The sequence below is a fragment of the Streptomyces sp. CA-106110 genome, from assembly GCF_050936285.1.
GTDB lineage: Bacteria > Actinomycetota > Actinomycetes > Streptomycetales > Streptomycetaceae > Streptomyces.
This window is the reverse complement of record NZ_JBNJNB010000001.1, coordinates 8,153,162-8,179,999: the sequence shown is the minus strand read 5'-3', so window position 1 is coordinate 8,179,999 and position 26,838 is coordinate 8,153,162. Positions and strand designations below refer to the sequence as shown.

General features: G+C 68.0%; 30 protein-coding genes and 2 pseudogenes. 11 read left to right on the top strand and 21 right to left on the bottom strand.

Features of this window, described 5'->3' with window-relative positions:
* Positions 1-332: 332 nt before the first annotated feature.
* A complete protein-coding gene (locus tag ACQEXA_RS37695; protein WP_432927372.1) occupies positions 333-1,826 on the top strand; it encodes an MFS transporter in 1,494 nt (497 codons plus the stop codon).
* 165 nt (positions 1,827-1,991) lie between these two features.
* On the opposite strand, the gene ACQEXA_RS37690 is transcribed toward ACQEXA_RS37695, so the two are convergent.
* Positions 1,992-2,480: a VOC family protein gene (locus tag ACQEXA_RS37690; protein WP_432927374.1), complete on the bottom strand. Its 489-nt coding sequence runs from the start codon at positions 2,478-2,480 to the stop codon at positions 1,992-1,994.
* A 7-nt stretch (positions 2,481-2,487) separates the two neighbouring features.
* Here ACQEXA_RS37690 and ACQEXA_RS37685 point away from each other — a divergent pair, with 7 nt between their 5' ends.
* From ACQEXA_RS37685 to ACQEXA_RS37675, 3 genes are all read left to right on the top strand, one after another.
* Positions 2,488-3,489, top strand: a complete 1,002-nt coding sequence (locus tag ACQEXA_RS37685) for a helix-turn-helix transcriptional regulator (protein WP_432927376.1) — start codon at positions 2,488-2,490, stop codon at positions 3,487-3,489.
* A 494-nt stretch (positions 3,490-3,983) separates the two neighbouring features.
* Positions 3,984-4,436 (top strand): hypothetical protein, encoded by a 453-nt coding sequence (locus ACQEXA_RS37680; protein ID WP_432927378.1) that lies wholly within the window; start codon positions 3,984-3,986, stop codon positions 4,434-4,436.
* A 123-nt stretch (positions 4,437-4,559) separates the two neighbouring features.
* On the top strand, positions 4,560-4,820 hold the full coding sequence (locus tag ACQEXA_RS37675; protein WP_432927380.1) for a hypothetical protein: 261 nt from the start codon (positions 4,560-4,562) through the stop codon (positions 4,818-4,820).
* Positions 4,821-4,867: 47 nt separating this feature from the next.
* On the opposite strand, the gene ACQEXA_RS37670 is transcribed toward ACQEXA_RS37675, so the two are convergent.
* Complete coding sequence (locus ACQEXA_RS37670) at positions 4,868-5,323, bottom strand: hypothetical protein (protein ID WP_432927382.1); 456 nt, start codon at positions 5,321-5,323, stop codon at positions 4,868-4,870.
* Positions 5,324-5,707: 384 nt separating this feature from the next.
* On the opposite strand from ACQEXA_RS37670, the gene ACQEXA_RS37665 reads away from it, so the two are divergent.
* Positions 5,708-6,550: an IS5 family transposase gene (locus ACQEXA_RS37665; RefSeq protein ID WP_432920252.1), complete on the top strand. Its 843-nt coding sequence runs from the start codon at positions 5,708-5,710 to the stop codon at positions 6,548-6,550.
* Positions 6,551-6,802: 252 nt separating this feature from the next.
* On the opposite strand, the gene ACQEXA_RS37660 is transcribed toward ACQEXA_RS37665, so the two are convergent.
* Positions 6,803-7,918, bottom strand: coding sequence for a serine hydrolase domain-containing protein (locus ACQEXA_RS37660; RefSeq protein WP_433134717.1), 1,116 nt, complete (start codon positions 7,916-7,918; stop codon positions 6,803-6,805).
* 321 nt (positions 7,919-8,239) lie between these two features.
* On the opposite strand from ACQEXA_RS37660, the gene ACQEXA_RS37655 reads away from it, so the two are divergent.
* Positions 8,240-9,121 (top strand): AraC family transcriptional regulator, encoded by an 882-nt coding sequence (locus ACQEXA_RS37655; RefSeq protein WP_432927384.1) that lies wholly within the window; start codon positions 8,240-8,242, stop codon positions 9,119-9,121.
* Between the two features lie 255 nt (positions 9,122-9,376).
* Here the strand turns inward: ACQEXA_RS37655 and ACQEXA_RS37650 are convergent, their stop codons facing one another.
* The gene (locus tag ACQEXA_RS37650; protein ID WP_433132264.1) at positions 9,377-9,532 is read right to left on the bottom strand and encodes an integrase; all 156 of its coding nucleotides are present in this window, start codon (positions 9,530-9,532) and stop codon (positions 9,377-9,379) included.
* A gap of 158 nt (positions 9,533-9,690) precedes the next feature.
* Between ACQEXA_RS37650 and ACQEXA_RS37645 the strand changes: the two genes are divergently transcribed.
* Entirely contained in the window at positions 9,691-10,527 is an 837-nt protein-coding gene (locus tag ACQEXA_RS37645; RefSeq protein WP_433134715.1) for an IS5 family transposase, read from the top strand.
* 1,182 nt (positions 10,528-11,709) lie between these two features.
* Here ACQEXA_RS37645 and ACQEXA_RS37640 read toward each other — a convergent pair.
* The 3 genes and pseudogenes from ACQEXA_RS37640 to ACQEXA_RS37630 form a co-directional block, all read right to left on the bottom strand.
* Complete coding sequence (locus ACQEXA_RS37640; RefSeq protein ID WP_432927388.1) at positions 11,710-11,898, bottom strand: helix-turn-helix domain-containing protein; 189 nt, start codon at positions 11,896-11,898, stop codon at positions 11,710-11,712.
* A 416-nt stretch (positions 11,899-12,314) separates the two neighbouring features.
* Positions 12,315-13,652 (bottom strand): annotated as a pseudogene (gene repSA, locus ACQEXA_RS37635) (replication initiator protein RepSA); the annotation flags it as partial.
* On the bottom strand, positions 13,645-14,307 hold the full coding sequence (locus ACQEXA_RS37630; RefSeq protein ID WP_432927390.1) for a GGDEF domain-containing protein: 663 nt from the start codon (positions 14,305-14,307) through the stop codon (positions 13,645-13,647). The gene ACQEXA_RS37630 and the pseudogene repSA, both read right to left, overlap by 8 nt.
* Positions 14,308-14,415: 108 nt before the next feature.
* Here ACQEXA_RS37630 and ACQEXA_RS37625 point away from each other — a divergent pair, with 108 nt between their 5' ends.
* On the top strand, positions 14,416-15,297 hold the full coding sequence (locus ACQEXA_RS37625; RefSeq protein ID WP_432927392.1) for an acyl-CoA thioester hydrolase/BAAT C-terminal domain-containing protein: 882 nt from the start codon (positions 14,416-14,418) through the stop codon (positions 15,295-15,297).
* Positions 15,298-15,315: 18 nt separating this feature from the next.
* On the opposite strand, the gene ACQEXA_RS37620 is transcribed toward ACQEXA_RS37625, so the two are convergent.
* The 9 genes from ACQEXA_RS37620 to ACQEXA_RS37580 all read right to left on the bottom strand — a co-directional run bounded on the left by ACQEXA_RS37620 (position 15,316) and on the right by ACQEXA_RS37580 (position 20,316).
* Positions 15,316-15,633 carry a hypothetical protein gene (locus ACQEXA_RS37620; RefSeq protein ID WP_433132262.1) on the bottom strand — a complete coding sequence of 106 codons (318 nt, stop codon included), beginning with the start codon at positions 15,631-15,633 and terminating at the stop codon, positions 15,316-15,318.
* 94 nt (positions 15,634-15,727) lie between these two features.
* The gene (locus ACQEXA_RS37615; RefSeq protein WP_432927395.1) at positions 15,728-16,045 is read right to left on the bottom strand and encodes a SpdD-like protein; all 318 of its coding nucleotides are present in this window, start codon (positions 16,043-16,045) and stop codon (positions 15,728-15,730) included.
* A gap of 26 nt (positions 16,046-16,071) precedes the next feature.
* The gene (locus tag ACQEXA_RS37610) at positions 16,072-16,227 is read right to left on the bottom strand and encodes a hypothetical protein (protein WP_432927397.1); all 156 of its coding nucleotides are present in this window, start codon (positions 16,225-16,227) and stop codon (positions 16,072-16,074) included.
* A gap of 12 nt (positions 16,228-16,239) precedes the next feature.
* A complete protein-coding gene (locus tag ACQEXA_RS37605) occupies positions 16,240-16,431 on the bottom strand; it encodes a mobile element transfer protein (protein ID WP_365332883.1) in 192 nt (63 codons plus the stop codon).
* A 23-nt stretch (positions 16,432-16,454) separates the two neighbouring features.
* The gene (locus tag ACQEXA_RS37600; RefSeq protein WP_432927399.1) at positions 16,455-17,111 is read right to left on the bottom strand and encodes a DUF2637 domain-containing protein; all 657 of its coding nucleotides are present in this window, start codon (positions 17,109-17,111) and stop codon (positions 16,455-16,457) included.
* A 5-nt stretch (positions 17,112-17,116) separates the two neighbouring features.
* Positions 17,117-17,599 carry a hypothetical protein gene (locus tag ACQEXA_RS37595; RefSeq protein ID WP_432927401.1) on the bottom strand — a complete coding sequence of 161 codons (483 nt, stop codon included), beginning with the start codon at positions 17,597-17,599 and terminating at the stop codon, positions 17,117-17,119.
* Between the two features lie 83 nt (positions 17,600-17,682).
* Positions 17,683-19,038, bottom strand: coding sequence for an FtsK/SpoIIIE domain-containing protein (locus ACQEXA_RS37590; protein WP_432927403.1), 1,356 nt, complete (start codon positions 19,036-19,038; stop codon positions 17,683-17,685).
* A 2-nt stretch (positions 19,039-19,040) separates the two neighbouring features.
* Positions 19,041-19,397, bottom strand: coding sequence for a hypothetical protein (locus tag ACQEXA_RS37585; RefSeq protein WP_432927405.1), 357 nt, complete (start codon positions 19,395-19,397; stop codon positions 19,041-19,043).
* A gap of 139 nt (positions 19,398-19,536) precedes the next feature.
* Positions 19,537-20,316 carry a GntR family transcriptional regulator gene (locus ACQEXA_RS37580; protein ID WP_432927407.1) on the bottom strand — a complete coding sequence of 260 codons (780 nt, stop codon included), beginning with the start codon at positions 20,314-20,316 and terminating at the stop codon, positions 19,537-19,539.
* 18 nt (positions 20,317-20,334) lie between these two features.
* Between ACQEXA_RS37580 and ACQEXA_RS37575 the strand changes: the two genes are divergently transcribed.
* Together ACQEXA_RS37575 and ACQEXA_RS37570 are read left to right on the top strand one after the other, a co-directional pair.
* Positions 20,335-20,802, top strand: a complete 468-nt coding sequence (locus ACQEXA_RS37575) for an NUDIX hydrolase (RefSeq protein WP_432927409.1) — start codon at positions 20,335-20,337, stop codon at positions 20,800-20,802.
* Complete coding sequence (locus ACQEXA_RS37570) at positions 20,799-21,356, top strand: hypothetical protein (protein WP_432927411.1); 558 nt, start codon at positions 20,799-20,801, stop codon at positions 21,354-21,356. Before ACQEXA_RS37575 ends, ACQEXA_RS37570 begins: the two co-directional genes overlap by 4 nt.
* 524 nt (positions 21,357-21,880) lie before the next feature.
* On the opposite strand, the pseudogene ACQEXA_RS37565 reads toward ACQEXA_RS37570, so the two are convergent.
* Positions 21,881-22,111: pseudogene (locus ACQEXA_RS37565) on the bottom strand (GNAT family N-acetyltransferase); the annotation flags it as partial.
* Positions 22,112-22,170: 59 nt separating this feature from the next.
* On the opposite strand from ACQEXA_RS37565, the gene ACQEXA_RS37560 reads away from it, so the two are divergent.
* A protein-coding gene (locus ACQEXA_RS37560; RefSeq protein WP_432920220.1) for an IS3 family transposase occupies positions 22,171-23,414 on the top strand; the annotation gives its coding sequence in 2 pieces (ribosomal slippage) (positions 22,171-22,510 and positions 22,510-23,414; 1,245 coding nt in all).
* Here the strand turns inward: ACQEXA_RS37560 and ACQEXA_RS37555 are convergent.
* The 4 genes from ACQEXA_RS37555 to ACQEXA_RS37540 all read right to left on the bottom strand — a co-directional run bounded on the left by ACQEXA_RS37555 (position 23,388) and on the right by ACQEXA_RS37540 (position 26,812).
* Positions 23,388-23,780 carry a GNAT family N-acetyltransferase gene (locus tag ACQEXA_RS37555; RefSeq protein WP_433134713.1) on the bottom strand — a complete coding sequence of 131 codons (393 nt, stop codon included), beginning with the start codon at positions 23,778-23,780 and terminating at the stop codon, positions 23,388-23,390. The two genes, ACQEXA_RS37560 and ACQEXA_RS37555, sit on opposite strands and share 27 nt — an antisense overlap.
* 379 nt (positions 23,781-24,159) lie before the next feature.
* Positions 24,160-24,684, bottom strand: coding sequence for an N-acetyltransferase family protein (locus tag ACQEXA_RS37550; RefSeq protein ID WP_432927415.1), 525 nt, complete (start codon positions 24,682-24,684; stop codon positions 24,160-24,162).
* 128 nt (positions 24,685-24,812) lie between these two features.
* Positions 24,813-25,124, bottom strand: a complete 312-nt coding sequence (locus tag ACQEXA_RS37545; protein ID WP_432927417.1) for a hypothetical protein — start codon at positions 25,122-25,124, stop codon at positions 24,813-24,815.
* Positions 25,125-25,543: 419 nt separating this feature from the next.
* Positions 25,544-26,812: an ISL3 family transposase gene (locus tag ACQEXA_RS37540; protein WP_432920608.1), complete on the bottom strand. Its 1,269-nt coding sequence runs from the start codon at positions 26,810-26,812 to the stop codon at positions 25,544-25,546.
* Positions 26,813-26,838: the final 26 nt, after the last annotated feature.

Below are 26,838 nucleotides of genomic sequence, written 5' to 3'. Positions count from 1 at the left end.
GTGCGCCCCGGCGCGACGAGGCGGGGTGATCGATACCGGGCCCGCCCGTCCACGATCGCCGCTGCCCTCAAGGACGCGCGGCTCGTTCCCCGCGACCACCCGGGCGGCGGCACGCGTTCTTCCGCCAGACACCCTTCCGCCTCGGCAGCCCACCCAGCGCGGCGGCGAGCCCTTCCTGCCACGCGACGTCGAAGTGCGACCAGACCACATGAAGTAATGACCTAAACTGGATGGCGATTACACGTAGTGGGTGTGACCCGTGCTTACCTGGTCCCCGATCTCCTCGGCACTGGTCTCGCTCAAGAAGCAATCGACTGATGGGAAGAGCAGGCATGGCCGCGCACACATCGGATACCACCTGGCGTGGCCGAGCACTGGTACCCGTGCTCGTCTACGTGGGCACAGTGGTGGCGGTGATCAGCAGCCTCGGTGCGCCGCTGATTCCCACCATCGCCGGAGCCGACCATGTGCCACTCTCCGAAGCCCAGTGGTCCCTGACCGTCACTCTGCTGGTCGGAGCGGTTGCCACCCCGACGATGGGGCGGCTGGGCGACGGTCCGCTACGGCGCCCGACGATCCTCGGTGCCCTGTCGTTCGTGCTGGTGGGAAGCGCGCTGGCGGCCCTTCCGTTCGGCTTCGTCTGGCTGGTCGTGGGCCGGGCGTTCCAGGGCGTCGGGCTCGGCCTGATCCCGCTGACCATCGCGACCGCCCGGGACAACCTGCCGGCGGAGCGTTCCCGCTCGGTCATCGCGCTGCTCTCGATCACCACCGTGACCGGCGTCGGCCTGGGGTATCCGTTGACCGGTCTGATCACCCAGGTCTTCGGGTTCCATGCCAGTTTCTGGTTCGGTGCGGCGGTCAGCGGCATCGCCCTCATCTCCGCGGTGGTCGTCCTGCCGCACACCCGGCACCTGGCGCCGCGCCGTCTCGACGCGGTGGGCGCGATCCTGTTCGGTGCGGTCCTCGGCGGGCTTCTGCTCGCGCTGAGCGAGGGCGAATCCTGGGGTTGGACATCGCCGACACTGATCAGCGTGTGCGCCGCGTCGCTGGCGTGCCTGGCGGTCTGGATCGTGTACGAGCTGCGGACCGGTCAGCCGCTGGTCGACCTGCGCCAGCTCCGCAACCGTGTCGTACTGACCGCCGACCTGATGGGGCTCGTCGCGGGCATGGGGATGTACCTGCTCTTGTCCCTGGTCACGCGGCTGGCCCAGACGCCCGCCGGCCCGGCTCACGGCTTCGGGGTGTCGGTTGTCGTCGCCGGATTGATCCTGCTGCCCTTCTCGGCCGGCAGCCTGTCGGCGAGCAGGGCCGTCCCGCTGGTGGCACAGCGCTTGTCCTGGCGGTTGACGCTGCCGCTGTCCTGCGGCGTCATCCTCCTGTCCATGCTGTGGTTCGGGCTGAACCGGTCCGGCCTCTGGGAGCTGTTCGTCGTGATGGGCGTGGCGGGCCTCGGTGTCGGCTGCGTCTTCGCCTTGGTGCCCGGGTTGGTCGTCAACTCGGTGCCGGCCAGGGAGGTCGGGAGCGCCATCGGCTTCAACCAGGTGCTCCGCTACGTCGGGTTCGCCACGGGAAGCGCGTTGAGCGCCGCGGTACTCGAGTCCCACACCAGGGTCGGAGCGGTCCTGCCGGACCCCGTCGGCTACAGGTTCGCGGCCGTGCTGGGATGCGCGATCTGCGCGGCGGGCGCAGTGACCGCGATCGTGCTACCGGGGCGGCGCCGCTCCCAACCGGACGTCCCCGTGGACGGCGGGGAAGCGCCGACCGTGGGCATGCCGGTGCGGAAAGGGCAGGAGCCCGCCGATCGCAGCATGGAAACCACAGGCTGACCTGAAGCCGGAGCGATCGAAGGCGAGGCCGTCAGCACGCCTGCGGCCAGGGGGCCGAGCTCCACGGCTACGCTCCCAGGCAACCGGCCCCACCCGTCCCGCTGGTCTCCACACAAGGTGGCGCTGGACCACCGTCCGTCAACGCGAGCTTGCGAAAACCCCAGGTCAATCCTTCGGATGCTGCCACGCCTTGTACGTGAACTCGAGGCTGTACCCATCAGGATCGAAGACGTTGGCCGCGTAGTACCCGGGAGCGTAGTAGGGGCGGTCCGCGGGTGCGCCATTGTCGGTCGCACCCGCCGCCATGGCCGCCGTATACGCCGCGTCGACCGCCTCCTTCGACGGCGCGGTGAAGCCGACATGCGCGGCACGTCCCTCACTGACGCCGTCACGCAACCAGAGCACAAAAGCCGTGTCGGTACCGAACCCCTTGAGGTCGGGGTGACCCTCCGGGCCGGTCGAGCCGTCGAAGTCGATCACGTGGCTCATGCCCAGCGGCTTCAACGTCTGGTTGTAGAACTCGACGGAGCGGTCCAGGTCGCTCACCGTCAGGAAAACATGATCGATCACTGTCTCATCCCTCTCTGAAGCACTGAAGACGCCAGAAACGTAGTGCGAGACCAGGACTGTTCCGATCCTGGTCTCGATAAGCATCGGAAATGTGACTGCCACCTCAGCCCGCCTGCTGCGACTGCTCGCGGTGTTGTCCAGCCGGCCGTCATGGACGAACGGCGAGCTGGCCGAGTGGCTGGGCGTCACCGAACGGACCGTGCGCCGCGACATCGCCCGCCTGCGCGAAGCGGGGTACGGCATCGACTCCGAGGGCGGCCCCTACGGCGGCTATCGCCTGGGCCCCGGCAAGCGAATGGCGCCCCTGACACTCGACGACGAGGAAGCCCTCGCGGTGTTCGCCGCGCTACGCGAGGCCCCCGGCGACGACCCAGCCGCGACGTCGGCGTTGCTCAAGCTGAGGCATCTGCTGCCGGCGCGGGTCGTCGAGCGAATCGACGCGGTGGACGACAGCTCCGTCGACATCATGCAGGCCGAACCCGGCCGGGTCGCCGTCCCGCTGCTGTTCGAGATCGCGACCGCCTGCCACCGCGGGGAACGGCTGTCGCTCACGTACCGCGACGCCCGCGGCACCGAGACCAGACGGCAAGTGGATCCACATCGGCTGGTTCGCAGCCCGAACCGGTGGTACCTGGTCGCGTTCGACGTGGCCAAACATGAATGGCGGACGTTCCGTGCGGACCGCATCATCGCCGCCCAGACGACAGGGGCCGGCGTTGAACTCGAGGACCCGCCGGACGCCGCTGACATGGTGACGAAGATGCTGGTGAGCGACTATCCGTACTACGCGACGGCGCGAGTCGCCGTGCCCTTGGCGCAGGCACGCCACATTGTTCCGCCCCACCTGGGCAGCTGCCGGGCCGACGGTCCGGACACCACCTGCATCACGATCGGCGGCGTCACTCCCGACAGCCTCGCTGCCGCATCGTTCCGCTTGCCGACACCGCTCCGCCTGGTCGCATCCGATGAGGTTTACGAGGCGGTCCACCGTCGGGCGGCGCAGTTCACCGAGGCTGTCCAGTGCGCAGAGGGCGACTCCTCTCGCACCCGGCAAGGGGTGCCGTTGACCAGCGGCGAAGCAAGGGACAAGTAGCCCGAGAGTAACTTCGCGGCGAGCGGAGCTACTTCGGCAATGACCGTCGAGTGGCTGGTCAGCCGGGCCTCAAGTCAGTTTCCATCTGGTCTGTCTGACGTGAGATCGTCGCCTTCCTTCGGCGCCCGCGCTGACACCCGACACGGCCCGGTGAACCGTCCCGGGCACAGCACCCGGGCCCCGCTCACGCCGACGCGGCGCTGTCACCCGGAGGCCTGCGGAGCAGGTGCAGACAGACAGTAGAGAACTCGGTGATCACTCAGGCTCGTGCCTGCTCGACTACAGGGATCGATCACGAAAGTCCGCTTCGCCTACTGCCGGAGGCTCTAAGATCCACAGCTGGCAGAACAGTGGGAGGGGATGGCATGAGAATGCGCATGCGTGCTGCCGCAGCCGCGGCAGCGGCAATAGTGGGGCTGCTTCCGATAGGCGCAGGCGCAGCGTCCGCGGAGCCGCTCGGTACGCACACGGCGGCAGCCCATCAGATCGGGACAATGAAGGAGTGGGGTAGCGGCATCCACAAGTCCTACCGCCGGGGTAACACCGTCTACCTCACCATGTACTACACGCAGAAGTCGCCGGACGCGCTGGTTCCGTTCGGCTTCGGGCTGTCCTTGTGGAACCACTCCGCCCCGGGCGAAAAGCAGCTGCGAGGCATCACCGCGACGTGGTGGAACCCCGTGCGCCACCGCTGGGAGAAGCCCAGCTACCAGGAGTCGGACGGGTTGTTCGGCTTCGACCTCCCCGCCGGTTCCACGGTGAAGCTCGCCTCCGGCAAGGTCGGCCACGTCTACGTGCGGGTCACCTTCGGCAAGACCGCCTACACGGGCCAGTGGCACTTCGAGCCGATGGTGACCGCCTACTCGTTGCTCACTCGGAAGGGCACCTCCGACAACAATTTCCTGGCAGACAGCAGGACCCAGTACACGTCTACGCTGCGCCCCTGACTTCGCTCTTGCATGACGGTCTGCCGGCTCCGTCGGCAGACCTGGAGGCTCTTGGCTGAGGGCCGCTGCCATCATGTCGGCGGCCCGGTCTTCCTCCGCGCCCCGTTCCACAGGCTGCCATCCGTGCGCCAACTTGCTTCCGACCTCGGGCTGGTCAACAACACCGTGGTGCGGGCCTACCGCGAACTGGAGGTCGCAGGTCTCGTCAGGAGCCGCAGAGGCTCCGGTACGCAGGTCATCGCCCCAGCACCCGAGACCGACCTCAAGGCGAAGCTCCAGGAATACGCCAACAGTTACGCGGCTGCTGCAAAGCAGCTCAATTCCACCGACGAAGAAGCCCTCGCGGCGATCCGTCACGCCTTGGCAAGCATCGACACAGCCTGATCAGGACAGCACACATCTTTCGCGTCGGGCCATCATGCGCTCAGTGGTCAGGAGGTCATCTCCCCGGTAGTCGCAGTGGTGGGTGTCGCCCAGATAACGACGGACCCAGCACCGTGGCCCGCAGCCACCTTCACGATGCCGGGGTCGATCCACATCACGGTTCTCATCGGCAGGTCGAACGAGGTGAGCCTGAAGCCGGCGCGCGCGGCGGCGTCCGCGAGCACGTCGTCCGGCACAGGGTCGACCACGACGGCGCGCATGTAGGAGCCGAAGTCAGGCTCGTCGGGCAGCCAGCAGTACTTCGCGAGGTGCTGTTCGATCCTGTCGGCGAGGGCGGTGCGGAACGCGTCGATCTGTTCGCGGGTGCGCTGCCGCCTGCCGTGGGCCGTTGTGACGTTCGCCGAGGCCGTACGTAGCGGCGCGCCGACATCATGGTGCGAGGGCGTGGCGAGCTGCTCGGCCCACCAGGCGGCGGCAGCCGCAGCTTCGGGGCGAGGGGCCATCGGCCCCATCCCCTCGAGGCTGCCGCGAGGATGGTGAGGGTGCGCGGGCGGTTCGGTGAGGGTCATAGTGATCCCTAGGTCGAGACCGGCGCGGGGGGCGGGATGCCAGTGTGCAGGCCCGTGAAGGCCTTGTGAAGTATGTGGCCTTTCGTTACCGCGGGTAGGTCAACTCGACCAGGCGGGCGGCCGGACGGCCGCCACTCGCCCATCACTTCCGCTCGAAACGCTCCAGCGGGTCAACGGCAACCAACGTCAACAAACGCCATTTTCCTGGTCAGCCACTTAGAGCGTGCGCGGATAGGCGGGTGTAAGGGCTGGATGCAGGTGCAGGCACGGGCCTGCGCGATCATGTGAGTTGCTACGCTCCGTGACCGTGGAGGCTCCGTGCCTGCGCTCCCATTATGGCTTGTCGATCCGCTCTGGCAGCAGTTCCGGGAACTGCTACCAGAGCGCGGTGAGTTCGCTTCCGACCACCCGCTGGGCTGTCATCGCCGACGCATCGGTGACCGCACTGTCTTCGACCGGCTCGTGCAGGTACTGGTGTTCGGCTGCGGCTACCGCAAGGTCGCCGACAATGCGTGCTCGGCGACGACCATCCGTACCCGCCGTCAGGAGTGGATCGAAGCTGGGGTCTTCGAACGCCTGGAGCTGCTCGTTCTGGAAGCCTACGACCGTTTCATCGGCCTACAGCTGTCGGATGTGCCAGTCGACGGCTGTCACTCAAAGGCCCCCTGCGGTGGTGAAGTTGCAGGCCCTTCGCCCGTGGACCGGCGAAAGGGCGGTATGAAACGCTCCACCGCAACAGACGCCGGCGGCATCCCGCTCGGCGCTGTCACCGCTCCCGGCAACCGGCACGACTCCCCGCTGCTGGGTCCCACCCTGGAGAGACTGGAACGTATCGGGCCGCTCCCGGAAAACGTCACGGTCCACCTCGACGCCGCCTACGGCACCGGCAAGGGAACCAGAACGGCAGCAGAGTACGGCCTGCGGGCACAGGTCGCGGTCAAGGGCGTGGCCGCACCGATCCAGAACACCAAACGATGGCCGGTGGAGCGCACGAACGCCTGGGGCAATCAATTCTTCAAGATCGCTCGCTGCACCGAACGCCGCACCGAAGTCATCGATGCGTACCTGTCGTTGGCCCACGCCATCATCACTCTGCGTCGCCTCATCCGCCGCGCGTGGACCCTCTACCGCTGGGACACACGCCCCCGGAAACGCCCCTGAACACCGCCTATCCGCGCACGCTCTTAGCTTGAAAGTCCCCGCACACAATGCAGGGAGGGGCACCCTCGCACAGGGTGCAAGACCGACCCCCCGCACAAAGTGGTGAACAACGGCCAGTGGGTATCGACGGGGCGTCGGAGCCGCAGGCCACCGGCCGTCGAGCGTGACCGGCAGCAGCCCCGCCCACCTGCGAATTTCGAGCGGCAGAGGAGAAGGGCCAGCCTGTGCGGGCCCAGGCCGCCCCGTTGCCTGTCAGTGCAGTCCGCTGTAGGCGGCCATGATGATCTCCATGCCGCGGTTGTCCTCCTGCTGGTCCCGGTCGATCATCTGGTTCATGACATAGGCCACCGTCATGCGTGAGCCGGGATCGCTCGCGACCAGCGAGCCGCCCCAGCCACCCCAACCGAAGGTGTTGCCGAACTTACCGAAACCCACCGTCCAGCACATCGGGGTGTCCAGCACGCGGTCCTCGCCGCGGAACACTTCCTGCCACGCGGGTTCGCAACCCTGGGGGGACAGCAGTCGCACGCCGCCGGCCGAACCCTGGTTCGCCAATACCGACTGAGCCAGGGCGACAGAGCGAGCGTTGCCGAAGCCGTTCACCGCAGGGATCTGCACACGGCGCCAGGCCAGGGAGTTGGCGTCCTTGACCTGGATCGCCACACCGGTATTTTCCCGGCGTGTGCCGTCCGGTCCGAGCGGTGCGCTGGCGGTGTACTCGTCGGACAGCGACGGCGGCGGGATGAGCGGTGCGACGCGGTGGTCATGTTCGGCGGAGAGTCCGATGTGGAAGTCTGCGCCGAGCGGTTTGGCCACCTCTTCGGCGAAGAACTCGCCGAGACTGCGGCCGGTGATGCGGCGGACGATCTCACCCATAAGGAAGCCGAAGGTGAGCGTGTGATAGCCGGCGGCCGTTCCCGGCTCCCATTCGGGCGCCTGCGCGGCCAACCCTGCCGTCACGCTCTCCCAGTCGTAGAGTTCCTCGACCGCCCTCGGCCCGGACAGGTCCGGCAGCCCCGCGGTGTGCGACAGCACGTGCCGCACCAGCACGTTCTCCTTACCGGCCGCGGCGAACTCGGGCCAGTAGGCGGCGACCGGCGCGGCCAGATCGAGCTCGCCCCGGTCGGCCAGAATCAGCGCGCACAGGGCGGTCATGTTCTTGGTCGTCGAGTTCACGCCGGTGAGCGTGTCGCGCTCCCAGCTGACGGAGCGGTCCGAATCGGCGTACCCGCCCCAGATATCGACCACCGGCTCGCCGTCAACGTAGACGGCCGCCGAGGCACCCACGTCGTCCTTGCCAAGCAAAGCTGCAAGGGCCGCCCGGACTGCCTCGAACCGCGGCTCGCAAAACCCCTTAACATCAGTCATGGGCGTGAGCCTCATGCAACGCCAGGGCTTCCTGCCCAACAATTCCCGTACTGGTTCTGTCGGGCGGGGCGCGATCAAATCTTCTCCACTCCAGCAGGCAGCCTTACAGCGCGCGGTCGGGCCGCCGGACCCCTCGGTCGACCGCTCCTGTCTTCGCCTCGCGGTCGGCCGATGGCCCGGTCGGCGCCCTAGACCGCAGCGCCGATGACCATCAAGGCGCCGCACGCGGCGCACGGCCGGCCTGGACTCGTGTGGCTCCTGCGGCTGTTTGGCAGGGTGGGCGTTCCTCTGCGGAGACGCAAGAAGGAAGGACGGAAACGCGTGCTGGAGCGGCTGAATCAGGCGCTGGACCACCTTGAGGCCTGCCTCGACCGGGAGGTCGATATGGCCGAGGTAGCCCGGATCGCCGCGGTGTCGGAGTACCACTTCCGGCGGCTGTTCTCCGCGCTCGCCGGGATGCCGCTCCCGGTCTACGTGCGCCGGCGACGAATGACGCTCGCCGGGGCCGAGGTGCTGGCCGGGGAGCTGACGCTGCTCGATGTCGCGGTGCGGTACGGGTACAGCTCGGGCGAGGCGTTCGCCCGGGCATTCCGGTCGGTGCACGGCATCGGGCCGGGCGAGGCCCGGCGCACGGGTGCGGTGCTCACGGCACAGCCGCGCATGTCCTTCCGTGTTGTCGTCGAGGGGAGTACGACCATGCGCTACCGGATCGTGGAGAAGGAGTCGTTTCGGGTCGTCGGCAGGAAGGCCCGGCTCCCGCTCGTGCGCGAGGGGGTCAACGCGGCCGCCGCGGCGCACGTGGAAAGCCTGGACAAGCAGGCAATCGTGCGGATGAAGGAGCTGGTCGGCCAGGAGCCGGAGGGGATCCTGTCGGCGGTGGTGTACCTGACCGACAGCCGGGAAGAGGGCGCCGAGGCGGACTACTGGATCGGCGTGGTGACCGGTCCCGAGGTGGCAGCCGAGGAGCTCGACGCCCTCGACGTGCCGGCCGGGACCTGGGCGGTTTTCGACAACCACGGGCCCTATCCGAGCGCCCTCCAGGAGCTGTGGCGAGACGTGTTCACGCAGTGGTTCCCCTCGAACCCGTACACGAGCCGGACAGGTCCAGAGCTCCTGCGGACGCAGCCGGTGGAGATCGGCGCGGAGACCGACTCCCAGCTGTGGATCCCGGTCGAGAGGGGCAGCGGGAGCGCCGGGACATGAACACCAGCACCTCGGCGATGCCCTCCGCGCGGAAGCCCGCCGACGACTGCGGACAAAGATCAGACCGCAACGAGGGCACAACGGCTTCGCGGAGGCTCAACGGCAACCAACACCAACAAACGCCATTTCCCTGGTCAGCGACTTAGCTTGACCGTCTCCGCAGAGGATGCCCGAAGGGGCGGCACCCCCGCACAGGGTGTACGGCTGACTTCCTGATCTGGGAAGTCAGCCATCTCCCATACCTTGAGGGCACTCTCAGGGCACATCGCTCAGCGCGGCTTCCATCATGGCGGCGGTCCGGTCTTCCTCCGCCTCCCACAAGTGCGTGTAGACGTTCAGCGTGATCGATGGCTTAGCGTGACCAAGCCTCATCTGCACCTGCTTCGGCGTCGCCCCGTTCCTGATCAGCACTGAGAGCCTGTCGGGTGGCTGATCATGCGCGAAGCGTGACGGCCGCGATCTGCCCTCTGGGCATGGCGACGGCCCCGGAATGATCACGTGGTGTGTGCCAGTGCGACAACTCCGAGGCCGTCAGCGGCCCATGCTATCCGTCCAGCCTGACCGATGAGATGTGGGAGATCATCCAGCCGCTCCTTCCCATGCGTGACCTGCGGAAAGGCGGCGGGGTGCGCAAGTACCCGGATCGGCTGGTGCTCGACTCAATCTTCTACGTGCTGCGCTCGGGCTGCCAGTGGCGGATGCTCCCGCGCGACCTGATGCCCTGGGACGCGGCCCACCGCTGGTTCACCAAGTGGCGCCGGGACGGCACCTGGGACCGCGTCCACGACGAGCTGCGCCGTCAGGTCCGGATCGGGGCCGGACGCGATCCCGAGCCGTCAGCCGCCGTGATCGACGCCCAGTCGGTCAAAACCAGCGAGGGCGGCGAGGCGCGTGGATTCGACGCGGGCAAACGAACGACGGGGCGGAAGAGACATCTGATCGTCGACACGATGGGCCTGCTGCTGGTCGTCACCGTCACCTCCGCGTCCGTGCAGGACCGCGCAGGAGGCCGCACCGTCCTGGCCCGGCTCGCCGCCGGCTTCCGCACAGTCAGTCTGGTGTGGGCCGACGGCGGATACGCCAACTCTGTTGATTCCACGCTGCTTTCATGGGCTCGCAACGCGCTGGACATCGTCGTCCAGATCGTGAAGCGGACCGACGATGTCAAGGGTTTCAAGGTCCTGCCCCGCCGCTGGGTGGTGGAGCGAAGTTTCGGCTGGCTGGTCCGCAACCGCCGACTGGCCCGCGATTACGAACGGCTGACCGCGACCTCCGAGGCCATGATCAAGGTGGCGATGATCCGCCTGATGCTCGTCCGGCTCGCCGGGCAGCCAACGCGGTGGAGCCACGAATCCCACCGCAAGACCGCCCGAACCAAGACCGTCGAAGACCTCATCGCAGCGTAATCAACCAGCCACCCGACAGGCTCTGAGGCGTAGAAGTGCCGCAGATCGTGAAGCGTCGTGTCCTCGGGGACACGGACGTTGCTGCCTGACTTCTTCAGGTGGGTGTTCGCCCGCTTGACGTTCCGGGCCCACACTTTCGCCCAACTGCCACGCCGGATCGCTCCGCCAGTCTCGCTGGTGTACAGCAGGCGGGCGTGGCGCCACACGGGCTTACGCGGGTTCGTTCGGTCCTCGATGTGGACGACCCGAGGCGGAAACTGCTCACGGTGCCGTGTGATCCCGTCGACGACGGAGAGCCCTTGAGGAACGGCCCGATAGCTCTGCTTGGTCTTCGGCTCCCCGAGATACGGAACGCCCTTGTCCGGACCGATCACCTGCTGCTTGACCGTGACCAGTTCAGTCGGCTCTCCATCTTCCAGGCCGAACAGCTCACCTTGGCGTAGACCCGTCGACGCGGCCTGCCGCACCAGGGCCCGGTAGCGGGGAGACGCCGTGGCAATCAGCGCCTTCACCGCGTCCGGGTGAAGCGGATGGATCTCGGGATAGAACACCTCGGGGGGCTTCAGGCCCTCCCACGGGTACTTCGCGATGATCCCTTCCTGGTGGGCCATCTTCAGGATGCTGGTGCAGACATTCCAGGGCGTCGCAAAGGTCGACGGAGCAATGACCGCAGACCGCTCTTTGATCCACTTCAGTCCGTCTGCCCGCTGAATCCGGCCGATCTCCCGATTGCCGAAGGTCGGGTAGATGTGCAGCCGTAGGGCGCGCTCGACGTTCGTCTCGGTCCGCTCGCGGTGTACGGCTGTCTCCTGCCAGCGTTCAGCGATGGCCCTGAACTTTTGCTTGCCCAACTCCCGGTTCACGAACGTGCCGCCGTCGAGTTCAGTCGTCACCTTGGCGGCACGGGAATCCGCAGCAGTCTTCTTCTCGAAGTTCTCCTTGCACTGCTTGCCGGACAAGTCCCGGTAGCGCACCTGCCAACGTTTCCCTGTGCCGTGCTCGGTGCTGGGATACACCGTCTGGGTCTTGCTACTGTGCGCCTCGCACGGCTCGGCGTCGGCCGGCGGTCGGGACAGGTGCCAGCGGTCGTACACCTCAGCCATCAGTTCCCCTCCCCCTCCGGGCAAGCCGAGCCAGCCATGAGGTGGCGTTCTTTCTGGTGGGGTTCGTCGCTGTCTCGGGTCATGCCGCGCGTCGGCCTCCGATCTCGTCAGCGTCGTACTTGTCGAGGGCTTCGGCGTCGTACAGAACATGTCGACCGCGTCTGATGAAGCACTGCGGGCCGGTTCCGGCGTAGCGCCAGTAGCGGACGGTTGCGGGCGACGTGCGGTAGCGCTCGGCGACTTCCGCAGTCGTCAAGTACTTCTTCATGACGTCCTTCCTGTGGCGAGCGACTACTCGCACGGTCATGACCCCGAAGCTGATTTCGGGATTGTGCGGCGGGGCTCGGGTGGGGGTCTGCGTCTGTCCGAGGTGCGGGAATCTGCGTCACCGCGTCATCTGCGTCAGCCGGGCCTCTGACCTGCGGGTTTCTGTGAGCAGAGGCCTCGGGAGGTGTGTCACCGGCGCGGGGTGGTCCCTGTCATCGGTGACGCGGATGACGCGGGTGACGCAGCCGCCGCCCGCCTGCGTCACCGCTGTAGCGGCAGGTCACGGGCCGTTTTCGACCCTTGGGTGACGCGGGTGACACAGCGTCCCTTCTCTTCGGACAAGAGAGAGGGGGTGTCTGTTGTTGGTGCGCTGCGCCTCAAGGCGTGAAGGTCGACACCCTCCAGCGCGGTCAGTTCCTCACGGGCGGTTTGGCGGTTGAGCTGGAGGTGACGGGCGATCGACGCGGCGAGGGCGGATTCACCGGGGGTGTGGCCGTGTCCGGCGTACTGCCAGTCGGCAAGGATCAGGATCGTGTCCGGCTCGACCTCTTCCAGGCCGAGGGCTTCACGTTCCTGGGCGGCTCGGTAGTCGGCGCGTTCCTGGCGGAGGGCGCCGAGGGTGGTGGAGTACTGGCGGGATTTGGTGGAGAAGTGGCCGCGGAAGCCGAGCATGTGGGCCCAGGCCCACAGGCGGCGGTCAGGGTAGAGGGGGTCGAGCAGCTTGCAGGCTTCGATGAGGCGGCGTGCGTGGTCGGGGACTTGGTGGCGGTCGAGTTCGGCGAGTTCGCCGATGCGGCGGTCGAGGGTGCCGGTGGTCTCGGCGGCTTTGGTGGCGTATTTGGCGACGTAGGCGGCGACGGCCTGTTCGGTGATGTCGGAGCCGTCGCCGAAGGCTTTGATGGGCCGGACGTCGAGCTGGGTGCCCCAGCGGAAGGTGCGGGCGAGCTGATCGCCAGCGGCCGGCACCGACACCGAGGTGTAAGAGTGCCCGGCGGCGGCGCGGATCGCGTCGGTGAGCAGCTCGACCGTTGCCCAGGCCGGGGGCGGGGTGTCCGGTCCTTCCGGTCCGTCGATGCGGATCACTGCGTGGAAGTGCACGGCACCGCGCTTTTGGAACTCGGCGACCTTGCCGTACGACAGCCGGGCGCGCTCCTTCAACTCTCGCTGGGTCAGGCCTGCGCGGGCGGCGATCTCGCGGCGGAGCCGGTTGGTGAAGCGCTGCCACAGCTGCCCGGCATGGTTGTTGAAGAGGACGGCGCCCGCGTAGTCGTACGTGGCCGGGTCCAGCGCGATGCCGAGGGCCGGGTCGTCGGCAGTGTGACGGGTGCCGCAGCGGCAGGCGCCACGGTCGGGCCGGTTGTGGACGGGGCCGAAGGACGGGGCGGTGAGGGTGGCGAAGACGCGGGGGTGGTCGCGGACGGTGGCCGGGATGTCGCGGCGGTCGTCTCCAGCGAGTCCTGCTCGGATGAGGTAGTAGGTGTCGCCCGCGTAGGTGAAGGCGCAGGCCGGGCAGCGAGAGGCGCGGCGGTTGCCGCACGCGATGCGGAGCCGTCCGCCGGGCTCGGACTCGGTGGAGTAGTGGTGCAAGGTCTGGCCGGTCGTCTTGTCCTTGTGGAGCGTCCAGCCGGTCAGATGGATGGGGTCGGCGCAGCCTCCGGTGCGGCGGATCTGCTCTTCCCAGCGGTGGAAGTCATCGGCCGAGGCCACCCTCAGCAGGTCGCCGAGGGTGACCGGGTCGAGCAGCTGCTCAGGCACGGGCGCCCTCCCGGAGACGGGCAGGGCAGGTTCCGGTGCCGTGGCAGGCCGGGCAGTGGGCGGTGATGGTGCGCAGGTGGCCGCGGGCATCGCGGCCGCCGAGGGTGACGGCGGCGGAGGCGAACCCGTCGCAGGCTGGGCAGACCCTCGGTGGGCGCGGGGTGCGGTGGGTCATGATGGTGGTTCCTTTCGATTGCGGTTGGAAGGAACGGCCCCGGGTGGCGGCGTGCTTGGCGGCTTGTGCGCCACCCGGCGGCTGGTCGGTGAGAGGCGTAGGGCCTCGGCGGCCCCGGCCCTTAACCGCGTACATGGCCGCGTCGGCAGCGGCGAGAGCGGCGGTCAAGGCGGGCACCGGGAGAGCGGCGACGCGGCAGGCACCGACCGAGGTGGCCAGCGGCAGCGACCTGCCGCCGTAGTGCAGCGGCCGGTGAAGTGCGGCGGTGAGCGTGTCGAGGTCGGCGGCGGCCAGGTCCTGGATGACGGCGACGAACTCGTCTCCGCCCAGGCGGCCAGCGGTGCCATTGCGTCCGCACCAACCGCGTAGCCGGTTGGCGGTCTCGATGAGGGCGGCGTCCCCGGCGGCGTGGCCGTGGGTGTCGTTGAGGGTCTTGAAGTGGTTTTCCCGGACTAACTCAGGTGGCGTGTGGGGCGTCATGATGGAGACCTCCATGCGAGTGGAGGCGGGGCGCGGTGGCTTTGGTAGGTGGCCGCGCCCCGCGTGCTGGACAGGGGGTTGTGAGAGTTGCGGAGACGGGAAGAGCGCGTGGACATCACTGAGCACGAGCTGGCCGATCCATGGGAAGGACTTCTCGTCGCTCCTGCTCATGGCAGTGCCGTCGGAGTGCTGGTCCTGGCAGGATCCAGCGGGCGCATTGACCGCGAACGAGCGCGCATCCTGGCTCAGCAAGGAGTCACTGCCTTGGCGATCCGCTGGTTCGGTGGGCCAGCGCAGAGCCCGGGAATTTGCGAAGTCCCCTTGGAGACCTTCACCACCGCCGTCGACGTCCTTCAACGTGAGGGAGCGCGACGCATCGGAATTCTTGGTGTCTCCAAGGGAGCTGAAGCAGCATTGCTCACGGCGGTGCACGACTCACGCGTGGACATGGTCGTCGCGTTGTCGCCCACCTCGCGGGTCTGGTGCAACGTCGGTCCAGGCCGTGACGGAGCGCATCACCCGTATCGCTCGTCCTGGACGTGGCAGGGGCGGCCGCTGCCTTTTGTCCCGATGGACGACTCGTGGTCTTCCCCGGAGCCAGACAGCGGGCCCGTCGCCATCCGCGGGTGGTACGAACTCAGTGAACGGACCTTCGCTCACCTCCTTCCGCCAGCAGAGATTCCCGTGGAGGCCGCCAGAGCCGACCTGCTGCTGATTGCAGGCGGCGACGACGCGATGTGGCCGTCGCTGCCTTTCGCCGAACAACTGGCGCAACGCCGGCGCTCGGCCGGAGCTACTGTGCGTGTGATCGCGCGCGACGATGCCGGGCACCGACCGCGCCTTCCTGGGGAGAGCCCCGCCTCAGCGTCCCCGCACTTTCAGTACGGAGGCACGCCTGAAGCTGACGCGCTCCTCGGCAAGGCTGCATGGCCTCATATCCTTGACGGACTCGCCGGCGGGAGCCCATCCGTGCATAGCGGCTGCGGATGAGAGGCCGATGCGTCTTGGTCACGAGGTCCCCTTTCGGTTTCTGATCTGCGGGATCCCGATTGGCTGTATGTCTCGTACCGGTCGCCATCCCACCGCGACCTCCGACACACCGACTTGGCCTGCGGTAGTCCGGTCAACATGGTCGAGGTCGACCAGGATGACGGCGGCGCGCGGGTGCCGGCGGATGCAGTGTTCGGCGCGGGCGGTCCATCCGGCGCGGGTGTGCAGGCCGGTGAGCGGGTCTCGACGGGCGGAGGAGAGTCGGCGGGTGAGGATGCCGCCGTGCACGGCCCAGCCGAGTAACGACGCAAGGCTCGCGGCTATGTGTAGGTCCATGACGTTCTCCCGTGGCGATGGCGGTTGGCGGCCGGATGCCAGTCCCAGATGCGGCGGCGTGCTTGGCGGCTTGTGACACCGCTCCGGGGGACGGTCACCGACGTTTGGTGTCGGAGTTGACCAGCGAGCGGATCACCAGGGCGCAGATGGCGAGCGAGGCGCCCGTGATGGCGATCGCCAGGAGCATGGAGACGAGGACGGCGCCGACGACCAGGACCACGGCCGTGCCGCCACCGACGAGCGCGACCACGGCGCCAGGGGTGAGCTGGATGGTGGGCCGGGCAGGAGCCGGGGCGACCGGCATGGGCGCGGGGACCGTCGAGTGCTGGACCGCGGCGGTCGGCTCGACGATGGCGGGCGGTGTGACGATGCCAGTCGGCATCGGGTTGGTCGGGACCTTGGGCCGGAGCATGGCGCGGTCTTCCTTTCCTGGTCGGGTTACTTGAGGAAGCTGTCGATGGCGGGGGCGAGGACGCTGTCGGCAAGGAGGAAGCCGCCGAGCAACAGGACGGCGACGAGCCACCAGGGCGGGCGGATGAGCTTGACGCCGAGGTAGCCGACAACGAGCAGGGCAAGCCAGAGCGGGACCTGCATGGCGGGGGCCTCCTAGCGGACGCGGCAGCGGTGGGTGCGGGCGGCGAGCTGGGCGGCGGAGGAGCTGGAGTAGTCGGCGGACCAGCCGCACCGGTCGTTCGTGCACACGGCGGCATGCTTGGTGTGGCCGTTGCGGTCGCGGTGCGTGCCGATCTGCACCGGGCCGATCCGCATCACGGAGTGGAAGTGGTCACGGGCAGGCATGGCGAGGTGGTTCTCCCTTCGGGTCAGGCAAGTTGAGCGGCGATGGCGTCGGCCAGTTGCGGCGGGACGCCGAGCCGGGCGCGCAGGGTCTCGGTGTCGATCCGGGTGCCGGTACGGGCGCGGTGGTCGTCGGCGACCTTGCGGGCGTGCTCGACCAGCACGGCCGGAACCGCGGGCGCCGGGTCGGCGGCCGGGAGGGCCGGGGCGTCCTCAGACGGGGTGACCGGAACGAGGTCCGGCTCCGGCTCCGGGGTGGGATCGGACTCGATGTCGGGTGCAGGGTCCGGGGCCACGGGTGCCGGCGGATGCAGCGCCCGGTCTCCGGCTGAGTGAGCGAGGAGGGTTCCGCCGAGGAAGGCGAGGGCGGGCCATCCGGCGATGCCGAGCCGGAGCGGGGCGGGCGGATGGGCCAGGTCGAGGAATCCGGCGGTGGCGATGTTGGCGCCGAGCGAGGCGAACAGGGCGATCACGAACCAGGACCAGGCCAGCCGGGAGGGCCCGTCGGAGCGGAGGCGTCGCCAGGCGGCGACCAGGAGCAGGTCGACGCTCACCGGGTAGGCCCAGGCCTTCCATCCGGCCTGTCCGGCTGCGGCGGCCAGGTCGTGCAGGTGGGCGAAGGACAGCGCCCCGGCGATGACGGCCTGAACCAGGACGGCGTCGATACGCAGTCGCGAGCCCATGGCGGTCACCGCACCGGGGGGCGGCCGTTGGCCTCGGCGATGGCCTGCAGGACCCGGTCGAGGTTGGTCGCGTCCAGGCCACTGACGGCGTCGCCGAGCGGGATGCGGGCGGCCGCGTCGGCGAGGGAGGCGGCGATGGCCAGGATGCGCAGTTCCCCGCCAGAGGCGGGCAACTCCTTGGCTTCCAGGGCCTCGACGACCTTGAGCCAGTCGATGCCGTACGGCTCTGGGGCGAGCCCGGAGTAGTCGATCAGCAGCAAGCCGGGCCGTTCTGCCAGGCGCTTTACCCACAGCCCATGGTCGATCAGGAGGTTGATCGCGGCCCGTAGGGCGGGCGAGCCGTCCGCCGTGGTCTGGAGGGTGCCGGCCAGCCCGTCGAGGGCGATCGTCATGGCGCCGTTGTCGGTGTCGTACCAGGGGCAGTCGCGTTCGTCGTGGTCGATGCCGGTCTCGTCGCCGTCAACGTCGCCGCAGTACTCGCAGAACACGGGGTGCTCCCTTCTGTGATGAGGCATGGAGGGGGTAGGGACCTGGCGCGAAGGCGGTCGCGCCGACCGTGAGGCGGGGAGGGTCAGGCCGTGGCGGGAGCCGTCTTGGCCAGCGGCACCGGGGCCGCAGGGATGCCCGGCAGCGCGGGCCGGAACGGCGCCAGTTCGGGCAGGTCCGGGGTCCGGTGGGCGTGTCGGTTGCAGAGGTTGGCGGCCTGGCGCAGGGAGGTGTGCGGGGCGCGGATGCGGTGCCAGCCGCCGGTGGAGTCCCCGGCGATGGCCACGCCGCGCATTTCGGAGGGGATCTGGATGGCGGCGAGGACGGCGTCCGGGGAGATGTCTCCGAAGGCCATGTTGGCGGAGGTTTCGTCGTTGACGCGGTGGGCGGTGCGGCCGGTGAGCTGGGCGCGGAGCATGGTGATGCCCTTGCCGAGTTCGGAGCCGAAGCGCTGCCCGCAGATCTCCAGGTAGATGCCGGCCGCACGGCCCAACTGGGCCAGCCGGACCAGGGCGGTGATGATGCGGTCCCGGCGCTTCTCCTCCTCCTTGGAGGCGAACAGGGCGAGTTCGGCGACCTCGTCGACCAGCACCACGATCGGGGTCGGACGCAGGTCCTCGGGCAGGTCCCAGATGTCTGCGGCGATCTCCGCGTCCGGGACGGCCGAGGTGATGCGCTGTTCGGCGCGGATGAGCTGGTAGACCTCTCCCATGCGGGTCACAAGTGCGTCGAGGAGTTCGGCGGCGGTGTCGGGGTTATCCGCCAGGGCGGAGAACCGGCGGGCCAGCGGGAACAGCTCCACCCCCTGCTTGCAGTCGATCCCGACCAGGGCAACATCCTGCGCGGCGAGTCCGGCGACCAGGTTGCGCTGGTAGACGGACTTGCCGGACTCGGTGGCGCCCAGGGTGAGGGCGTGGGGTATCGCCCGGTAGTCGCGGTAGTGGACCGAGCCGTCCTCCCGCAACGCCACCGGGACCCGCATGGAGCGGGTGTCGGTCTTGGCGGGCATGTGCACCCGCTTAAGCACGTCGTAGCCGGTCATCCGCACCTCGACCACACCCGAGCGAATCTCCCGCGAGGTGACGCCGTACATGGAGAAGGAGTGGCGCAGCCGGTCGGAGGCGGCGGCAACGTCGAAGGCGTCCTGCCCGGGCCGCAGTTTCAAGCGCAAGATCAGGCCGGTCCGCGTCGGGCGCAGGCGCAGGATGCGCGGCGGGCGGGATTCCGGGGCGGGCCGGTTGGTGGCCCGGGCTAACGCCAGCCGCCACCGCGACGGGGGGACGGTCAGCCCGCAGGCGTCCATGACCGTGGCGTAGCGGACCAGGACCCGGAGCGAGGCGAGGGTGACCCCGAAGGTCATCCAGTACCAGGCGGGGCGCCGCCACCGCAGGAGACCCGCGGCAGCAGCGACCAGCACCAGCGCGACCGTGAACCCGGTCATCGTCAGGCCGCCTTGGGCTTCGCCGCAGCAGCGGCGAGCGAGGTGACCGCGACCGCGCGGAACGCGATCCCGTGCCGCTTCTGCCCGTTGAAGTCGTTCTCCCACGGCCGGGCGATCAGACCCGTGAGCGCGACCGGGGTGCCCATGGCCAGCTCACCGGAGATACCGGGCTCGGGAACGGTGACGGACAGGATCTCTACCTCGTCGTTCGCCGCGAACATCACGTCCACGGTCATCAACTTCGCGCCCGTCTCGGCATCGGTGGCGATCTCACCGGTCCGACGGTCCTTGACCTTCGGCTGCGGAGTCTTGGCGACCATCACGGTCGCCGCGGAGGTGTCGACAGGAATCTGACGCACAGCAGATCACTCCTCTATAGAGGTTGGGCTCCGTCACTCATGTACATGAGTGACATGAAGAAGAGTGTCTGACTCCTATACATGAGTCAACCCGCCGCGAAGAAGAACTCGCAACGGGTTGAGGAGAGTTGAGGCTGCGTCAGTCTGAGGCAGGGATCCGGTACTCGAAGATGAACTGGTCAGCGGCCATGAGCGTGTCACAGACCTCCACCACACGGCCCTCGGTCGTACGCGCCTCGCGGATCAGATGAACCACCGGCGCACCCGGGCTGAGCGCCAGCTCCGACGCCTCAGCCTTGGAGGCCGTACGCGCCTGCAGCGTCTCCACGAACTCGGCGAACTCGTGCCCGTGGTCCTCGAGTCGGGCGTAGATGCCACCGCCGCCGGGGTTCTCGGCGAACAGCTCGGGGATGTCCTTGACGACATCCCACGGGAGGTACGACGTCGCGGTCTCGACGGGGGTGCCGTTACGGAAGTAGAGGCGACGCCGGGCGAGCACCTGGGTGCCGGCGGCGATGCCCAGTCGCTGGGCGGCATCCTCGGGGGCCTCCATGGGGCCGATATAGAGGACGCTCACCTTGGCCGTGGCGCCGGACTGTGCAGACTCCGCGAGGTAGGCAGCCTTGCCGCCCTGGCGGTGCGAGCGCCGGAAGCGGTCGGAGGAACGATGCCGTACCGGCGGGCGATCCTTCACGATCGAGCCCTTGCCATGCCGCGTCTCGACAAGCCCGCTCGCGCGGACCTCGACCATGGCCTTACGAATCGTGCCACCCGAGACGCCGTAGCGGTCCACCAGCTCCGACTCACTCGGCACCATCTCACCAGGCTTGAGGACACCAGCCCGGATCTGCTGCACGATCTCCTCGGCGATCTGCACGTACCGAGGTACAGCCCTCTCACCTCCTACCGCTGTTCCCATAGTCCTCCTCTTCCTCCTATGCTCCTGTACATGAGTAACAGTGCCCAGGAAGGCCAGTCAACGCCGCTGCACTCCGTGTCCGTGGCCGGAGTAGTAGTGCGCGAAGACGGACGCCTCCTGGCAATCCGCCGAGCGGACAACGGCACTTGGGAGCTCCCCGGCGGCGTACTCGAACTCAACGAGACCCCCGAGGCAGGCGTCGCCCGCGAGGTCCTGGAAGAGACCGGCATCCACGTCGAGGTCGACGAACTCACCGGGGTCTACAAGAACACGACCCGCGGCATCGTGGCCCTCGTCTTCCGCTGCAAGCCCTCAGGCGGCACCGAGCGCACCTCCACCGAGTCCACCGCAGTCGAATGGCTCACACCCGACGAGGTCAGCGAGCGCATGGCCGAAGTCTTCGCGATCCGACTCCTGGACGCCTTGGACGGCAACGGCCCACATGTTCGAAGCCACGACGGCAGGCAGTTGATCTCGGCATCGTGACTGATCTCGACAACGCCCCTGGGAACTTGCGGGACTTGCTCGCCGAGATTCAGGCGCACCCGGGGTGCGTGGTCGAATCACCTGATAGCAGGTCGGTGACGGTGGACGCTCGTCATCGCGTTCCCACCGATCTCCGTGAGCTGCACCAGTTGTGTGCCGGCGTCTCCTTGCACGTGGACGCGGACTATCCGTGGTGGCTTACCGGTCCGTCTGGCGTGGTGCCCGCAGGGCCTCTGTTGCTGACGCCAGAGGTCGCCGAGCAGGTGGCCGCAGAGGATCCAGCAGATCTCACGAATTCCTGCTACGTGATCGCGCAGGAGGCGCCAGGTGCCACGGGCGGGCAGCTGGTGGTTGTCGATCTGCACCCGGAACGAGTAGGGCGCTGCTATCTCACGGCATGGGACAGCTTCGGCCTGGTGGGAGAGATGCCCATCGTCGCCCTGTCGATGGCTGAGCTGCTCGGGTGGTTGCTGCGCCTACGCGGGGGCAACCCGATGGACCACCTGCCGGACCTGGGCGATGCCTACGACGCCCTCCCGGGATCCCCTGACTGATCACAGTCATCCCGACCAGTCGAGGCAAGCGGTGTCAAGCATCAGGTGAAGCCACAACGTCAAGCATCAACCGAGACAAGACAGCGCAGTTGATCTCGGCGCGGTAAGACTTTCCCTACTTCATCAAGCACCCGTCGTCGCTTCGCTCCTCCGGGCGGGAGCGGGCGGCCGGCGGCGCCCGCGCTCATGTCTCCGCCCCGCTCGGCACCGCCGGCCGCCCGCTCCCGCCCAAGAGGCAGGCACACCGGCATGAGGTCAGAACACGTCGTGGCGGGGGCGGTCGGCTCCGCGACTTTAGCCAGCCACTTTGGCGCGAGCCTCGAAGATCATGGCCCCAACGTCGTGCTTTACCGGGCAGGTCCACAGACTGCCCGACGCGCCGGAAGCTTACGGGGCCATGATCACTCGCGCCAAAGCAGCTCCCGGCCAAAGTCGCTACGCCGACCGCGCATCCAAGGCGCAGACCATGGCAACCAACGCTTGAAGCCACTCCAGAGCGACCCGTTTCCAGTACAGGGTTCGGTCTATGGACCGGCGAGGTAAAGCTGCCAGACTGCGTCTGTGCCACTCTCGCACGATGCCAGCGGTTGCTCACCAGGCTTGTATCCCACCTGCGTGAAGCCAAGGCGTCGGGGCACCGCCTCGCTGGCAGTGTTGGCCAGGTCATGCACTATCTGTACGTACTCGACGCCTGGCAGCGCGAACGCTTCCTTCGTCATGGCTGCCGCTGCTCGTGTGGCCAGGCGGAGCCTCCCCCTGAGTGGTGGACACCCTGACCTCGACCCCGGTGGGGGTCGGGAGAGGGTGACCGATTATGGTGATGAAGGTCTATTCGCCCGAGTTCAAGGCCGACGCCGTGGCCCTGTTCCACTCGGATGCTGATCTCACGATCGCGCAAGCCGCGCGTGACCTGGGACTCAACGCGGAGACCCTGCGGAACTGGATCCGCGCCGACCGCGCCCGCGGCGGCAGCACCACCGGCTTGACCAGGAAGAACGTGACCAGCACCACCCCGGCCGTCGAGGCCACCCGCGAGGAGCTCGCAGCCCGCATCCAGGCCCTGGAGGCCGAGCTGAAGGCCGCCCGCAAGGAGAACGCCACGCTCGCCACCGAGCGGGACATTCTGCGCAAGGCGACGAAGTTTTTCGCCTCGGAGATGACCTGGTAGGCCGCTGCCAGTTCATCGAGGACCACTGCGAGACCTACCCGGTCAAGCGGCTGTGCCAGGTGCTCGACGTGCACCGCTCCAGCTTCTACAAGTGGCGGGCGGGTCGCGAGGCCCGCGCCGCGCGGGAGCGGACCGAGGCGGCCCTGGCGACGAAGATCAAGGCCGTGCACGACGACTCCGACGGCACCTACGGCTCCCCGCGCGTCACCGCCGAGCTGCGGGACACGCACGGCATGGAGATCAACGAGAAGAAGGTGGCCCGCGTCATGCGCAAGTTCAACATCGTCGGGGTGCACCTGCGCAAGAAAGTCCGCACCACCGTGCCCGAGCCGGCGAACCAGGTGGTGCCGGACCTGTTCGGCCGGGACTTCACCGCCGCCGAGCCGGGTGCGAAGTACATGGGCGACATAACCTATCTGCCCGTCGGCGACGGCGAGTTCCTCTATCTCGCCACCGTGCTGGATTGCTTCAGCCGCCGGGTGGTCGGCTACTCCATCGCCGACCACATGCGCACCGAACTGGTCGCCGACGCGCTGCGGATGGCCGCCACGACCCGCGGCAGCCTGGACGGGGCGATCTTCCACAGCGATCACGGAGCCCAGTACACGTCGAAGGAATTCGCCGACCTGTGCAAGGAGTTGGGCATCACCCAGTCCATGGGCGCCGTCGGCACCAGCGCGGACAACGCCGCCTGCGAGAGCTTCCACGCATCCCTGAAACGCGAAACACTGCAAGGCGCCCGCCGCTGGGACGGCGCCCGCGCCTGCCGGCTGTCCGTGTTCCGCTGGCTCACGCGCTACAACACCCGCCGCAGACACAAGAAGAACGGCCAGCTCAGCCCCGTCGCCTACGAGGCCCGACACTCAGCTACACTCACACTTGCCGCATAAGCATACAAACCGGTGTCTACTTCTCGGGGGGAACCCCCGGCCCCTACCTGTGGCGGCTGGATGTAGCCAGTACCCCATCTCCCGACCGCGCGTATCGGCGATGCGGAACAGAGAGCAGCTACCTACCAGCTTTCCCGCGTCGCTGATTGCATAGTGGTACGCCTGGCCGGCACGCCATTCTGGGTCGCAACGGGCCAGGAAGTCGGAGGTGGCCTGCTGGCTGTGGCCAGCCACCCAGGGCATCCACGGCTGCAGATGGTGAAGTGACTCTTCGATCAGCTGGAACAGGGTCTGGAAGTCTTCCTGGAGCCGCCAACGACGCAAGACGAAGTCTTCGCAGTCGATGACGGGCTTCGGACGGCTCATGGCGATCATGGTCCAACGTTTGGGTGGATGCTCGCAACGCGATTCCTACAGGCACAGGGACGCAGTTGAGCGTCGCAAGAGGCACGGTAAGACGGCAACGAGAGGTGAGGGCCAGCCAATGACCGTGAGCCGACCGCGTGATCACGGTTCCGGCATCGTGCCCGGTCCGGCGGGAACCAGCGGGGACTCACGGGGAACACCGGCGCCGATCTCGCTCCGACCCAGCTCGAGGAGTTGCCAGGTCAGCCGTGATCCGCATACGGCGTCTTCCAAACTAGGGCTCTCGGCCAGCGTACGGCCCCATGATCTCGCGACCCATGGCAGCTCCAGCCCAAAGCCGACCGCCAGCCGCGCGGGCGGCGGCAGGGTGGGGCTCAGCTCAGGCGGAGAGGCGCACGTCGCCCACATACCGCACATCTCTGAGCGGAACGCCGTCGTACTCCTCGACTCGCTCGGCGCCGTCTGGCGAGAAACCCGCGCGCTCGTAGAACCGCAGCGCCCGGACGTTGTCCGCGAGGACCCACAGTTCCAGACGCCGGAATCCGAGCTCGTCGGCCAACGAACGTACTGCCTCCATTAGCCGTCGGCCCATGCCAGTTCCTATCCGATCCGGCCGCACGTAGAGGGCGTAAAGCTCACCGGTCGCGCCCCCGTCGGGATCGCCAAGGCGCAGCCCCATTGCGGCCCACCCGGTCACCGTGCCAACGTCAGTGGCGACGAGGTTCTCTACCTGGTTCCCGGCCGCCTTGAACCACTCCCGACGCTGGGCCGCGTCCTCTTTGACGCTCATGGCATCGAGGTAGCTCTGCGGCACGATCCCGGCGTACGCCGCCCGCCAGCCGCTCACCCGGACCGCCGAAACGGCGTCTATGTCACTCAGCTCCATCGCCCGCACCTCGATCATGAGCGGATGGTAGCTGCGTACGAGTGACCAGTCGCTCGATTTTGGGGCCAGGCACGGACGCACCGCGCAGCTCTGCTGTACAGCAACCACCACAACCGCACCCGACCGACACGAGCCCCTAGTCCGTCTCAGACGCCGTCCCAGACAAAGTGAGATGCGCCGGTGCGGAGAGCAGCCAGAGCGGCCAACGACGTCTCGTCGCCACCGCCGAGCAGTCGTTCGAGCTGTTCCCGCTCCATGACCTCGCCCCTGGTCCGGATCCTGCTGTACAGCAGCCCCTCGCCTGAAAAACAGAAGGTCGGCTGTGCCCTGCGTGCCCGTTGCGTGCCCGGTCCGACGGGACACAGCGGGGACTCACGGGGAACAGCGGCGCCGATCACGCTCCGGCGCAGGTCAGGGAGTTGCCAGGTCAGCCGCCATCCGCATACGGCGTCTTCCAAACTAGTGCTCCAGGACCCGGGCAGCGGCGCTTGACTGGGTCATTGAAACTCCCGGCCAAAGTCGCTACGCCGACCTAATGCGTCAACGTGGCCGCAGCACCGTGACAGGCTCAGCTCATCGCCTACGATGATTCATCCAGGAGAGATCCTCTCCGCTGTTGCCCATGGACGCACGCTTCCAGGCGCGCAGATCACGCCGAGACTCCCGCGCATCGAGCTCCATACTGCGGCTGTCTCGGTTCGTACTCCCACGGCGTCGTGCGCGCCGGTCGACGAGGACGCCCAAGACGAGGAACCCCAACACCACCAGCGCTGCTGGCGCCACGAGAATCATGAACCCGATAGTGCAGCCGCTCAACTTCGCTGTCCAGCCTAGGAGTACGGGGTCATTAAAACGGCTCTCCCGGCATCGGTGTGGGTCAGCCGGTGCGAGTTGGGGGGCGCTCCCAGGGTAGGACGAGGGTGATGGGTCCGCAGGTGAGCATGACCAGGGAGAGTGCGGCTGTGGCGGTGTGGAAGCCGTAGGCGCGTCGGACCAGTAGGCGGACGTGGTTGTTGAGGCCCTCCGCCCGCCCATTGTTGATCTTCATGCGGATCGAGGCGAGGATCCCGTCGCGGAACTTGCGGATGGTCTTGGCGACCTTGATGAAGGCGGGGAGCTGGGAACGCTGGGCCTGGGAGGTCCAGCGGTCGATCAACTCGGCGGCCTCGTCGGCGTTCAGGTCGCCGGCGAAGATGGCCCGGAAGGACTCCTTGAGGCGGTAGGCCCGCCAGATGCCGCCGCCTTTGCGGCGGAGCTTGCGGAGTGTGGATGCCTGTTCGTCGGTGAGGTTCTCCGGGTTCTTGAGCAGCGACCAGCGGGCGCCCTTGAACTTCTTCGCTCCTTCCTGGTCGCCGAGCCCGCGCATCTCGTTCCAGGCTTCGCGGCGCACAGTGTCCAGGGCGTCGCCGACGAGCTTGACGGCGTGGAAGGGGTCGATGCAGATCGCGGCCTGCGGGGCGTGGCCCTTCTCGCGGACGCTCTTGGCGAAGGCCGGGCCCATGTCCATGCTCACCGCGGCCAGTCGTGCGGCACGCTCGGGGCCGAGCTCGGCGAAGAACCGGTCGAGCGTCTCGCTGTCCTTGCCCTCGGCGCCCCAGACGATCTTCTTCCCGGTGTGGTCGGCGACCAAGGTGAGGTAGTTGTGGTGCTTCTTCCAGCTCACTTCGTCGACGCCGATGGCGACCAGGCCGTCGAGCCGGTCGGTGTCCAGGCCGTCGGTGACCACGCGGGCGCAGATGCGGCCCACAGTGTCCCAGTCGACGCGCTGCAGGCGGGTGATGGTGGTCTTGTCGGTGCGGGTGGCCAGGTAGGCGACGACGTCCTCGAAGTCTCGGGTGAAGCCGGAGCGGTGCCTGGCGAAGGGGACGGCCTCGATCTTGACACCGTGCTGGGGACAGTCCAGGCGGCGAAGGTTTGCACGCAGGACCAGGCCCCAGCGGCCCAGGTCCAGATGCCGCCAGCAGGAGGAGACCGGCCGGGTGTCGTACCGCGACGCAGCGGTGAAGTCACAGCCAGCCTCCGGGCAGACCAGACGCCGACGGGTCAGCACCACGTCCACGATCACGCGGTCCTCGCCGAACGACACGTCGGTGACGCTCGCGCCGGGAAGGTCCAGAAGGCGGTTGAATGCAGTGGTAACGCGCACGGCGCTGGCTCTCCGGCAGGTCAGGA